Source organism: Microcoleus sp. T3_A4 (assembly GCF_036700465.1).
Taxonomy (GTDB): Bacteria; Cyanobacteriota; Cyanobacteriia; order Cyanobacteriales; family Microcoleaceae; genus Microcoleus.
Window position 1 is genome coordinate 76722 of sequence record NZ_JAUBOY010000008.1, and the last position, 11858, is coordinate 88579.

Consider the following 11858-nt stretch of genomic DNA (forward strand, 5'->3'; position numbering starts at 1 on the left):
TAATTATATGACCCCAGAAACTCTAATTAACGAAGCGACTATCGAGGGCAATCTGAAGCAATTTCTTTTAGTGCTATTAGTCTCCTTAAGTGTGGCGATACTGCCACAAATATGGGGCTGGTTGCGCCAAATTCCCTACACGCTGCTTTTAGTAATTGTCGGGTTGGGTTTGGCTTTTATAGATGTGCGATTGGTGTCGCTCTCGCCCGAACTGATTCTGTTGATTTTTTTGCCGCCTCTTTTGTTTGAAGCTGCTTGGAATCTGGAATGGTCTAAACTCAAGCGGGATTTAGTGCCGATCGCTCTTTATGCGGTTTTGGGTGTTGTTGTTTCTGTTGCTGGCGTGGCTTTTGCTCTCAACCAAATAGCTGGAGTTTCTTTAGCAATCGCCCTGTTGGTAGGAGCTAGTATATCTGCTACAGATCCAGTTTCAGTAATTGCATTGTTCCGGGAACTGGGAGTTGAAAAACGCCTAGCTTTGCTGGTGGAGGGAGAGAGTTTATTTAATGATGGCATTGCTGTTGTTGCCTTTAGTTTTTTGGTGGGATTCTCTTTAGGGACGGATGAAGTTGGCATCCCATTTCTGGTGGGGCGTTTCTTAGCTTTTGTGGGAATTGGGATTACTGTTGGGAGTGCGATCGGTTTTGGGATATCCTATCTCACCCAACGGTTTGATTTACCTTTGGTGGAGCAATCGTTAACCTTAGTTTCTGCCTACGGCACTTATATAATTGTGGAGGATTTAGGCGGTTCTGGGGTGATTGGTGTGGTGGTGATGGGCTTGATATTTGGCAATTTCGGCTCTCAGATAGGTATGCAGCCCAGTACCAGACTGGCGGTAACACAATTTTGGGATTTTGTGGCGTTTTTTGTAAATTCGATCATGTTCCTGCTGATTGGCGATCGGATTAGTTTTGCTGGTTTGCAAGCGAATTTAGGAGTGATTGCCATAACTGTGGCGGCGATGTTTGTGACGCGAGCGATCGCTATTTTTGGTTTAGGATGGTTGAGCAATAGGTTGGCAAAATCAGAAATTTCATTAGCCGATAGAACAGTGATTTGGTGGGGAGGATTGCGGGGTTCTGTCTCAATTGCTTTAGCTTTGAGCGTGCCGGAGGTTTTCCCCGAACGGGAAAAAATTATTGGGATCGTTTTTGGCGTAGTTTTATTTACGCTGCTAGTACAAGGTTTAACCACCAAGGCCCTGCTGGAAAAATTGGGGTTGTTGAGCAACCAGGAGTTGCGTCAGCAGTATCTGAGGGCGATCGCCCAACGTGTTGCTCTCAACCGGGTTCTCAAGTATCTATCTGATGTATCGGGCGATCGTAAAATCGAGCCTGAGTTTTCTAATCATCTCGTGAGTCAGCTTCAAGAAAAATTAAACTTGCTGCAAGCAGAAATCAATCAAATGTACGATCAATCTCCTGAACTGCAGCAGATGACTATCGACAAACTCGAAGGGGATTTGGAGGCTATAGAGGCTGATACTTATGCTGAATTTGTGCGAGCTGGTCAATTGAATGAGCTGCCTGTTTCTGTGTTGCAGCAATGTTTTAAAGAGCGGCATGAGACAATTGTTTCTTAAAGCGAATTCGTTGGCAGGATTAACAGAAATAAGTTCTACTACAACGAGTACGGGTTTTGGGCTTTCGACTGAAACCATTGTGGGCAATCAAAAACAGTCCGAATTGTTGAGGGGCGGACATGGTATAATTCCTGATATTGTAGGGTTAATCAGCCTACGATAATTTGAATATGAGCTAGATCATAGAAAGATTCTGCAGAATTTGGCATACTGAGAGTAAGGTTAAATAGGAGGTCAATTTAATGACCAATACTGCTCTCAATTTTAAGACTGCACCCGGACATGAAGTTCTGGCCGCGGCGGGTAAGAAAATGTTGAGGCCGGGGGGGAAACTTGCTACGGAACAGTTATTTGAATGGGCGGATTTTCAGCCTGGGGAGACTGTTTTGGAGTTGGCTGCTAGTTTTGGATATAGTTCGATCGCCCTGGCTGAACGTTTTGGCGTAAAAGTAGTGGGAGTTGAGAAAAATCCCGACAGTGTGGCCCGCGCTCGTGCTAATGTTGCAGCAGCCGGTTTGAGCGATCGAGTGGAAATTGTGGAAGGAGATATTTTTCACTTGGATCGGATTTCTCAACAGTTTGATTGGGTGTTGGCTGAAGCTATCCTGACAATGCAGTCGCCGTCAGGGAAAGCTAAAATTGTATCGGGAATTTGCGCTCGGCTAAAACCAGGCGGCAAGTTTCTCTCTCACGAACTTTTAGCTAGAAACCGAGAATCAGAAATTCAAAAAGCTTTATCAGAAGTGACTCGGGCTAATTCAACGCCTTTGTCTGAGTCTGGCTGGATTGCTGTTTACCAAAACGCGGGTTTGCAAGTAGAAAAGTCTCAAACCGGGGCGATGGGCCTCCTAAATTTGTCGCGAATGCTGCAAGATGAAGGGTTTGTGGGTACTGTGCGGATTGTGTGGAATATATTAAGTCGATCGCAAATTCGCGATCGTATCTTAGCAATGCGTCGAGTTTTCCAGCATTACCAACAGGATCTAGGCTACATCGTTATCTCTGCCAAAAAACAATCTTAACCGACTCAATCGATTTTTGATTTTCGATAGAAGAAAGTGAAGCCACTGATAAATTCGAGACTTGTGACCAAATTAATTAATTGTCAAAAACTATGACTACGACTCTTTTACCGCTACAATCTTCAGCAATCCAACTCCGAGACGCAATTGAATATCCCGCCGCCGGAGTCCTGAACAAAATTTTAGTCAAAGACAAGAATTGTCAGTACAGTTTATTTTGTCTGGCTGCCGGAACGGAAATTTCGGAACACTCTTCGGCACGGAATGCCACAGTTAATGTCATAGAAGGAAAGGGTATTTTGACTTTGGAAGGCAAGGATATTGTTTTGGAACCGGGGGTATTTGTCTTCATGCCCGGTCAAGCTCTTCACGCTTTGAAAGCCGAAGAAAATTTGGCGTTTATTTTGACACTTTCTGAGGTCAATTAATTTCCGCAATATTGCTTGGGGGGCGGGTTTCATACTTGCCTAAAATCAATAATCTCATAAACCCGCCCCGATTCACAGATTGTGGGGGCGGTTTTATATAGTGAGTAAGCTTTTCTACATTTAAACTGTGTGTCAAAAATCAATAAAACTCTTGTGGGACGGGCTTCTAGCCTGTCCCGAATTTCCAATTTAAATGCGTAACAGCTTAGCAGTCAAATAGTGTTTTTGAAACCCGCACTCCAAGAATTGGGATTTTAACATTTAGTCTATTTCATCTCCAGAGGCGATATCCTCCAATCTTTCCCAATCCAATACAATAATTTTACCGCCTCGACTGTAGCAGACAAACGGCTTGAGTTTCTTAAACAACCGCACGCATTCTTCGTAGGTAATTCCAATGCTGCGAGCAATTTGATAGTAGGGAAAACGTTTTTCTAAACATACACTATTATCCGCCATCTTCGTACCTTGCTCGACCCCAAAGTAATGAATAAACCGGGCCAGCCGCACGATCGCCCTTTCCGACACCAAACCGTGCACTGTCTCGTGCAGTTGCTGCAACCGCTGATTAAACACCGCCAATATTCGCAAGGCAATCTCAGGATTTTCTCGAATTGCTGCTAGCAAAACTTCCCGTTCTGTGGTAAGAACTTCCACATCAGTTTCTGCCGTCACCGTTGCGGGGGCAATGCCGTTGCCTAGCAAAGCAGGTGCGGCAAAAATATCTCCCTGAAATAAAGTGCGGAGAATTGTTTCTTTGCCCGCCGCCGCTGTTTTTGCAACCCGCAGAGAACCGCTCAAAAGAGTGTATAATTTTTCGGGGATGCGATCGCCCTCATAAATCACAACTTCTCCCTGTCGGTAACTGTAAATTACTGTGTGTTCTTGCAATCGCTCTAATTCAGTTCGGTTTAAGCTGGCAAATATTCCAATTTTAGCCAGTTGCTCGACATTTGCTTTCATGCAGTTAACTCTACTAGCTCGCAGTTCAATAAGAGTACAATAACGGTGAATCCAGAATACATCCAGCAAAGCAGAGCCATCTACGAAAATGCAGAACCAGAATATCGGCGGCATTATTTTGACGAGCTAGCTGGCGGATTTGTGATCGTCCACCAACACCACAATCTTAATGATTCGGAAAGTTTTGTGGCTGAAGTTTTGGCTAAAATAGGAAAGAGAGTTAGACTTTTGAGCGAACAAGCACCGTCGGGAACTAAAACTCCAGACGCTGACGTTGACGGTCAAATTTGCGAATTTAAGGAATTAACAAAAGAGTCGAGTAATCTCAAAAATAGAGTACAAGAAGGGTTTGGAAAAGCCAAAAATCAAAGTGCAAATGCAGTCATTTTTCACGTAAATATAGAAATTTACGACATTCGAGAGATAGACGAAGGCATCAGGCAAGCCATATATTGGGATGTTAAGCATCTCATGCAAACTATCATTTTGGTTTTTAACAACCAATCTGTTCTAAAAATTACTAGAGAGGAATGGGAAAATGGGCAGCGTTTTTCAAGAATTTGAAGAAATCGTAAATAGTGGTATAAAAAATAATATGCCGCGGGATGCAAGATTGATTATTGTTGGAGAGATCCTCTACGCAGTAACTCGGGACGAACTAACCAATAAAGAAGGTTGGCTGCTAGAAAATATGCTCGGAGGCAGAGAAGAATGGGAAAAGGGGCTAGAATATGCTATTTTTGGAGATCCAAAACACGGACACATAGCGCCAACCCTAACTATCTCCGATCAACCTCTGGTTATTGCCGGCAAAACTTTTCATTCTCGTTTGATGACGGGTACGGGAAAATATCGCAGTATTTCAGAAATGCAGCAAAGTGTCAACGCTAGCAGGTGCGAAATTGTTACCGTGGCTGTGCGGCGAGTGCAAACAAATGCTCCCGGCCATGAAGGATTGGCAGAGGCTCTCGATTGGACTAAAATCTGGATGCTGCCAAATACTGCCGGTTGTCAAACTGCGGATGAGGCAATTAGAGTAGCTCGTTTAGGGCGGGAAATGGCGAAACTTTTAGGGCAAGAAGACAATAATTTTGTCAAATTAGAAGTGATTCCCGATGCTAAATATTTGCTGCCAGATCCGATCGGCACTTTGGAAGCTGCAGAACAATTAGTTAAAGAAGGTTTTGCCGTTTTGCCCTACATCAATGCCGATCCCTTGCTGGCAAAACGCCTCGAAGAAGTCGGTTGTGCGACAGTCATGCCTTTAGGTTCGCCAATCGGTTCAGGGCAAGGGATCAACAATGCGGCCAACATTCAAATAATTATTGACACGGTAAATATTCCTGTGGTTGTCGATGCGGGAATCGGAACGCCCAGCGAAGCGGCCAGAGCAATGGAAATGGGAGCCGATGCACTGTTGATTAATTCCGCGATCGCCAATGCCCAAAATTCCCCGGCAATGGCAAAAGCAATGGGAATGGCAGCAGAAGCGGGGCGGATGGCGTACTTAGCAGGCAGAATGCCGATCAAAGATTATGCGATCGCCTCTTCCCCCCAAACAGGCACTGTCACCTCCAAATAAATGGCCGAATTTTCCTGGGCGCTTTTTTGGTACAGTTGTAAACATCAAAAATATTAAGGATTGTGACTGATGCCTTACATCAAAGATGACGATGGACGCCTGAACAACTTTGCTAAAGAGCCGAAGGTGTATGAAGCCGTACCTCCCAACAAGAACCAGCAACGGAACTATATCATCATGGGAATTGCAGCAGCCATGTTAGTCGCCGGTTTGGTATACGTGGCTGCCTCCGTCTGAAAACTGGCCTGAGACTCAAAGCTGCTTCAAATCGCAATTTTAAATAATCCTTCGAGAAACCATGTTTTCCTTTCCCAAGGAAACGTGGTTTTTGTGTTTCAATACAAAGCAGGTAGTTGCAACAATCCTGAAGCGTGCCGAGCGAGCTGGAAAGCTAAATAAGACCAGCATAAATTTGGTGTTTTCCTCTCGGCTGTCGGGTTCAGGGACTTGGGTTGCACTTAATCACACTGGTTCGCCACCCATATAAAATTGCCAATTGCAAATCTACAATCCTTTAGTCATCATCGGTGCGATTGACAATCAAGCATCCAGGATACAAGCCCCCGGATTCATTCCGAAAGCAGACTCAGGACCCAGAAATAAAAAACCTGTATCCGATAAAGGAGCCTCCGAATTTATCCGTGGGGTCAAGGCTTCAATCTAAAATCTAAAATCTAAAATCTAAAATCGATTGACTGCCTTCGGGGCTTAGTTGTGAGGTATGAGTGATCGAGATTTCAACTCTCAACTCTACAATCTAAAATCTACAATCCCAAATCTAAAACCTAAAACCTAAAATCTAAAATCTAAAATCGGCTGCTCCTGATGTCTATTCCTTCCCAAAAAGTTTCTAGCTCAAACAAGCTGATCTACCAACGCTTGAAACAGGCGATCGACCTCAATTTACGCCGTCAAATTTTTATTGCCGCCTGCGACGACTTGTGCTTGCGGGACTGTCTGGCAGCCCGCTTGCAGGCAGAATTAGCCGCAGAGAGCGCAGGCTCAGATCCTCGCTCCCGGATCAACTACCCCCGATTTGTCAGTTTGGAACTCGACTTGAGCGATCCCAATCCTTGGGCTTCGATCGCCGCGTGGCTGACCCAACACCCACCGCCGCAAAACAGAGGCAGCTACAGCCCTTTGCCGGGATTTCAAATTCTCGGGGCAGAACACCTGACCAGGCAGTCAGCATCAGTGCAGTGGTCGTTCCTGAGCTATTTGAGGGAGATTGAAGCAAACCTGCAAATGTGCGAGTCTACTCTGTTGCTGTGGGTGTCGCGTCCCTGGCTAAGTTCGATCGAACAATCGGCGCCGGAATTTTGGCACTGGCGAACCGGAGTATTTGAGTTTGAAGGCGAACCAACTCCAGCTAAGGAAGACTTCGGACACTTTGAGGACTTGGGGAACTCAGGAGACTTGCGAAACCTGCGGGACAGCGGAGACTTTGGCAACAAACTTTTAATGTCTTCTTTGTCTGGACAATCCCCAATTCCCGACGAACAATACCCAATTTCCTATCCCCCGTCCCCAGGGTCTGATTCTAAATCCGTCCCATTGGCAGATGACGAACAATCCCCAATTTCCCATCCCCCGTCCCCAGCGCCTGATTCTAAATCCGTCCAACTGGCAGATTTGGTGCTAGCAGCGGCTTCTGAGGATTTAGAAGCAGAAAATGATGCCACATCAGAGGAAAATTTTCTGCCGCTGCAAACCCTGCAATACATCGAACTGCTGCAAGAACATCAGTGTTGTTCCGAAGCATTGGCTTTGGCATATCACGGTTTGGGAAATTACTACCGCGATCGCATTCTGGGCGGAGACGTTTCAGAGCAAAACCTGACAATCGCCATTCGCGCGATCGAACAAGTGATTGCGTATCTCGAAGTTGACAGCAACTCGCAGCAAAATCAACCACTAACTGAGGAATGCGCGCGACTGATTGCCCAATTGACAGAAAATTTAACTCAGTACGCCCAGGAGTCCAACAGCCTACCGCCAATTTCCGATCTGCTCAACGATCTCGGCACTCTCTACTGGATGCTGTCACGCGATCGCACGCAGCATAACGCATCAGATCCGGTATCTTGCCTTGAACGCAGCATCGCCCTCTACCTTGAAGGTTTGAACCGAACAAATGCCGAAACCGTACCCCAAACTCGCGTTAGATTAAACAAAAATTTGGGAATCGCCTCGGCCGATTTAGCCCGCTATCGAGACAAGACAGAGAACTTGCAGCACGCAGTTGCAGCTTACCAACAAGCGCTGCTGGATCTAGACCCCGCCGTGGAACCTCAGCAGTACGCTGCTGCTCAGAATAATTTGGCGACAGCATACTGGAATTTAGCTCAAGATGGTGAGCCGATCGTATATCTCAAAAGTGCGATCGCAGCTTACACCCAAGCCCTCTCCTGCTACAGTCCCGAACGAGAACCCCTCAACTATGCCGGAGTGCAAAACAACCTCGGTACCGCCTGCTGGAACCTCGCCCAGCACGAACCCTCAGAACCCCTGCTAGTCAGGGCGATTTCCGCCTACCGCGAAGCATTGAAATACCGCACCCGAGAATTAGTACCCGCAGCAGCAGCCGCCACGTACAACAATCTCGGTACGGCTTATTGGCATTTGGCGAACCAGTTTCAGCAGAAACAGGCGCGGACGGAATCATTGCAGCAGGCGATTACCGCCTACGAAGCCGCCCTGGATATCGCCGCAGAGATCGATCGAACCAAACTCACCTTTGACGCCTTGGCCGCCCGCAACAATCTCGGACTAGCCCACTATCAACTAGCCACCGACCCAGATTTCGCCGCTAACAAAGTCGCACAGACAAGCCATCTAGAAGCAGCGCTGCACCACCAGTTGCAAGTGTGTGCCGAATGGGGACAAAATCTCAATGACAAAGGGTTAACATATGGGGATAAACTCAACTTGCAAGCCGCGGCAAACTCCCAAGCTGCTGATTCCCGGCAAACAGCATTGAGCTATATTGTCAAAACGATTAGAGCTTTCTATAGTGAATGTGGGCTGCCAGGCCAAAATTTAGCCTTATCCAAAGTTCCTGGAGATTTATTGCCTGAAATTTTGCGTAGGTTATAAATAGGGCTATAACTATTAAAAGCTCAATTTTTTCGAGATTTGTATCCAGTTTTCTATTATTATGGCTGAATATTCTTGCCTAATTCTTCAAGCAAACTTGTGGTCATGGCCCCTGTAAAAATCCTTGTGGTTGATGACGACCCGGCAATCCGAAATTTGATTCACCGTTTTTTGAGCCAGCAAGGTTATCAAGTAGAGTCTGGCGAGGACGGTCAGACTGGTCTGGAATTATTTGAGCAACTCAATCCTGACTTAGTAGTTCTAGATGTAAATTTACCTGATACAACTGGCTACAAACTGTGTCAAGAAATGCAAAGACGCACGGGTGTGTTTGTGTTGATGCTGACTGCCCGAACCGATGAAGCTGACAAAATGAAAGGGTTTGCCGAAGGTGCTGACGACTACATTACTAAACCTTTTAGTCTTGTAGAGATTGGAGCTCGCGTTGCAGCAATTCTGAAGCGCAAACGCATTGTTACTCCCGCCGAACAACAAACTCTTACTTTTGGAGAGCTACTAATAGATCCGGTTCGCCGCGAGGTAATTCTCGGCAGCCAGATAGTTGCTTTGACTGCTTTAGAATTCGACCTGCTGTACTGTTTGGCTAGCAAACCCGGTCGCGTGTGGAGGCGATCGGAATTGCTGCATGAAGTGTGGGACTACGAGTATGTAGGAGCCGATCGCGTGGTGGATGTCCATATCGGTCAAATTCGCCGCAAAATTGAACTAGATCCCAATCAAATGCCGATGATTCAAACCGTCCGGGGGGTGGGTTACAAGTTTGAGCCAACAACCTAGTAGCATCCGCCATTCGGCTTTAGGGGCGGGTTCACCAATATCTCGGATTAACATACTCGATATTTGTAAACCCGCCCTCCCCACACAAGAATTCAGATTGATCGAGTATCTGATTGTTTGTTCTGCAAATACTCGCCCACTTCTCGTGCACGATCAAAACCCCTTCGCACGCAATCTCCCAAAGCCACTCCGCCAACGTAGTTGCTGCACAAATACACCCCAGGCAAAGATTTTAAGCCCTCATCGATTTGTTGCAGGCGATCGAAATGCCCCAAATTGTACTGAGGAATCGCCCGCTTCCACACATTCACCGCTAAAACTTTTGGCTGTGGCACATCTGGTTTCAGCAAAATCCGAGACAAATCTCGGTGTACCTCACGAACGATTTGTTCGGAGTCGAGATTGCCAATTTCCGAGTCTGTTGCGCCGCCGATGAAACTGGTGAGAGTGTGCCAGCCCGCAGGCGTGCGATCGGCAAATAAACTCGATGTCCAAATCGTCCCCAGAGTGCGAATTCCCTGCCCTCTCGGAATTAAATTTCCAAAACCTACTAATTTACCATTGACATCTGAGTGAGGATATGCTAAGACGACGCAGGCAACCGTAGGATAAGTAAAAGCTTGTAAAGCACTGCTAACTTCCGGTTGCAGAGGCTGCAACAGATCGGCTGTAACGTAAGCGGGTGTGGTCAAAACCACGGTGCGCGCCTCAACTTCCTGCTGTCCGTCGGGCGTCGAGAATACAGCAATGTAAGTTTCGCGTTCTGTACGCTGGAGGCGAGTCAGATGCCAGTTGAGTTTCACTCGATCGCCCAATTCAGCAGCGATCGCCTCTGGCAAAGCCTTCAACCCCTGTTTGAACGAACCCAACTCCCCCGGTCTAGTCTTAGGAACATTCGGGTCTGCAGGCATTTTCTTCGGTCTGTTTTTAGCAGAAAGCAGCGCCCCCGCTACCAGCCCGCCACCCACATCAGCCATCTTTGCTACCCGGCCAAAAGCCGCCGCCGCGCTAAGTTGTTGCGGATCGCCGGCATAAACCCCAGAAACAAAAGGTTCCACCAACCGCTGCATCACTTCCGTACCGAGATGACGGCGGAAAAATTGAGAAACAGTTTCCTCGTCACCCTGCTGCGAAAGTCGATCGCCCATTGCCGGCCCGACAAACCCCAAAGCCCCGAACAACGCCCGCAGTTTTCCCGGAAAACTCAGTAACTGAGACTGAATCATCGCCGGTGGAGTCATCGGCACCGGTTGCAGCTTTTTTTGCCAATACACAAAACGAGGCAATTTGCGATCGGCAAAAATCAACTCCTGCTTCAATCCCACGTCCACAGCCAACTTCATCAATTCCGGCGTCGGCGAAAAACTGTTCGGGCCCTCCTCCCAGAGAAACCCTTCCCCTGTCACAGTGGTGATGTTCCCGCCCACACGTCCCTGACTCTCAGCGACTAAAATCTTCAGCGGCGATGGACTCGTTGCTTCCTTGTGAAGTGCGTGCGCCAAACTCAAACCGCTAATACCTGCACCCACAATCAAGGTATCTAATAGTTCCATATTACATAGAAAAATATCGCAATCTTTATGTTACATGGCTTTGCACGGCTTGCGTTCTTTGCTGGGCGTACTGCCAAACCGCTTTCAGATTACCGAATTGGGAATTGCGAATCGGGGATTGGGAATCGGGAATTGGGAATTGGGAATCGGTAAGCTTTCCGGCATTTCTTAAGCATTTTTCTCGCAGGTTGTGGATGAGAACCTCTGCCCACCTCCCCGTCTCCCCGCCTCTCCATCTCGCTTTTGTCTCCGCTGGGTCTGGTTTAAAAAAAGAGCATCTGCTCTAATTAAGGTATATTCCCAAAAATACTATTTCTTTAAAATTTTTGTATTATAGGGAACAGCGCCAAAAATTGCACCGGGAAACGCAGCCGTAAACTGTGCAAAAAAATTGGAGTGGGTTAAACTAACTTTAGGAAAATTTTAGAGCTTAACTTGCAAGTCCGCACACCCCTTTGAACAGATGGGGTTTCAGGCCCTAATCAAAAGACATAGTTGACCAGCTATCGTCTTAACTGATTAGGTTATCAAAAATATGCGTGTAAGCTCAAGCTGCTATGCGATCGCGCGTGAAATATTTGAAACGGTAATTGTTCCGTTGAAAGTAGATCATCAAAGTACCAAGTGACCAAGTAGCCCCGTGTAGGAATAATCAATATTCAAGGCGGTTAAAACTGCCTGATGCGTGCTGCCTCGATCGGTCTACTCACATCTTGCACCCTTCTCGATTAACAGGCTTTCCGGCCTGTTCCACATTGAAAATGGTGCAACATATGAGTCTAAAGACACGAGGTTTCCATAATACTAAGCTTTTCTCATGAAAAAATACCC

General features: G+C 46.7%; 11 protein-coding genes. 9 read left to right on the plus strand and 2 right to left on the minus strand.

Annotation, left to right across the window (positions count from 1 at the left end):
* Nucleotides 1–7: 7 nt before the first annotated feature.
* The 3 genes from QUA07_RS06665 to QUA07_RS06675 all read left to right on the plus strand — a co-directional run bounded on the left by QUA07_RS06665 (nt 8) and on the right by QUA07_RS06675 (nt 3035).
* Nucleotides 8–1585: a Na+/H+ antiporter gene (locus QUA07_RS06665; protein ID WP_333323551.1), complete on the plus strand. Its 1578-nt coding sequence runs from the start codon at nt 8–10 to the stop codon at nt 1583–1585.
* Nucleotides 1586–1827: 242 nt separating this feature from the next.
* Nucleotides 1828–2607, plus strand: coding sequence for a methyltransferase domain-containing protein (locus QUA07_RS06670; RefSeq protein ID WP_333323553.1), 780 nt, complete (start codon nt 1828–1830; stop codon nt 2605–2607).
* 92 nt (nt 2608–2699) lie between these two features.
* Nucleotides 2700–3035, plus strand: coding sequence for a cupin domain-containing protein (locus QUA07_RS06675; RefSeq protein WP_333036370.1), 336 nt, complete (start codon nt 2700–2702; stop codon nt 3033–3035).
* A gap of 261 nt (nt 3036–3296) precedes the next feature.
* On the opposite strand, the gene QUA07_RS06680 is transcribed toward QUA07_RS06675, so the two are convergent.
* On the minus strand, nt 3297–3998 hold the full coding sequence (locus QUA07_RS06680; protein WP_333323555.1) for a Crp/Fnr family transcriptional regulator: 702 nt from the start codon (nt 3996–3998) through the stop codon (nt 3297–3299).
* Between the two features lie 45 nt (nt 3999–4043).
* Between QUA07_RS06680 and QUA07_RS06685 the strand changes: the two genes are divergently transcribed.
* The 5 genes from QUA07_RS06685 to QUA07_RS06705 all read left to right on the plus strand — a co-directional run bounded on the left by QUA07_RS06685 (nt 4044) and on the right by QUA07_RS06705 (nt 9474).
* The gene (locus tag QUA07_RS06685) at nt 4044–4562 is read left to right on the plus strand and encodes a CdiA C-terminal domain-containing protein (protein ID WP_333323556.1); all 519 of its coding nucleotides are present in this window, start codon (nt 4044–4046) and stop codon (nt 4560–4562) included.
* The gene (locus tag QUA07_RS06690) at nt 4537–5580 is read left to right on the plus strand and encodes a thiazole synthase (protein WP_333323558.1); all 1044 of its coding nucleotides are present in this window, start codon (nt 4537–4539) and stop codon (nt 5578–5580) included. Before QUA07_RS06685 ends, QUA07_RS06690 begins: the two co-directional genes overlap by 26 nt.
* Before the next feature lie 69 nt (nt 5581–5649).
* Nucleotides 5650–5817, plus strand: coding sequence for a photosystem II assembly protein Psb34 (gene psb34, locus QUA07_RS06695; RefSeq protein ID WP_106333461.1), 168 nt, complete (start codon nt 5650–5652; stop codon nt 5815–5817).
* A 588-nt stretch (nt 5818–6405) separates the two neighbouring features.
* Nucleotides 6406–8676, plus strand: coding sequence for a hypothetical protein (locus tag QUA07_RS06700; RefSeq protein ID WP_333323560.1), 2271 nt, complete (start codon nt 6406–6408; stop codon nt 8674–8676).
* A gap of 105 nt (nt 8677–8781) precedes the next feature.
* Entirely contained in the window at nt 8782–9474 is a 693-nt protein-coding gene (locus tag QUA07_RS06705) for a response regulator transcription factor (protein ID WP_333059446.1), read from the plus strand.
* Between the two features lie 92 nt (nt 9475–9566).
* On the opposite strand, the gene hemG is transcribed toward QUA07_RS06705, so the two are convergent.
* Nucleotides 9567–11027 (minus strand): protoporphyrinogen oxidase, encoded by a 1461-nt coding sequence (hemG, locus tag QUA07_RS06710; protein WP_333323562.1) that lies wholly within the window; start codon nt 11025–11027, stop codon nt 9567–9569.
* 34 nt (nt 11028–11061) lie between these two features.
* On the opposite strand from hemG, the gene QUA07_RS06715 reads away from it, so the two are divergent.
* A complete protein-coding gene (locus QUA07_RS06715) occupies nt 11062–11199 on the plus strand; it encodes a hypothetical protein (RefSeq protein WP_333323564.1) in 138 nt (45 codons plus the stop codon).
* Nucleotides 11200–11858: the final 659 nt, after the last annotated feature.

Bases quoted from the DNA above. Each gene is read 5' to 3' on its own strand.
- QUA07_RS06665 (WP_333323551.1), top strand. From the start codon at position 8: ATGACCCCAGAAACTCTAATTAACGAAGCGACTATCGAGGGCAATCTG.
- QUA07_RS06670 (WP_333323553.1), top strand. From the start codon at position 1,828: ATGACCAATACTGCTCTCAATTTTAAGACTGCACCCGGACATGAAGTT.
- QUA07_RS06675 (WP_333036370.1), top strand. From the start codon at position 2,700: ATGACTACGACTCTTTTACCGCTACAATCTTCAGCAATCCAACTCCGA.
- QUA07_RS06680 (WP_333323555.1), bottom strand. From the start codon at position 3,998: ATGAAAGCAAATGTCGAGCAACTGGCTAAAATTGGAATATTTGCCAGC.
- QUA07_RS06690 (WP_333323558.1), top strand. From the start codon at position 4,537: ATGGGCAGCGTTTTTCAAGAATTTGAAGAAATCGTAAATAGTGGTATA.
- psb34 (WP_106333461.1), top strand. From the start codon at position 5,650: ATGCCTTACATCAAAGATGACGATGGACGCCTGAACAACTTTGCTAAA.
- QUA07_RS06700 (WP_333323560.1), top strand. From the start codon at position 6,406: ATGTCTATTCCTTCCCAAAAAGTTTCTAGCTCAAACAAGCTGATCTAC.
- QUA07_RS06705 (WP_333059446.1), top strand. From the start codon at position 8,782: ATGGCCCCTGTAAAAATCCTTGTGGTTGATGACGACCCGGCAATCCGA.
- hemG (WP_333323562.1), bottom strand. From the start codon at position 11,027: ATGGAACTATTAGATACCTTGATTGTGGGTGCAGGTATTAGCGGTTTG.
- QUA07_RS06715 (WP_333323564.1), top strand. From the start codon at position 11,062: ATGGCTTTGCACGGCTTGCGTTCTTTGCTGGGCGTACTGCCAAACCGC.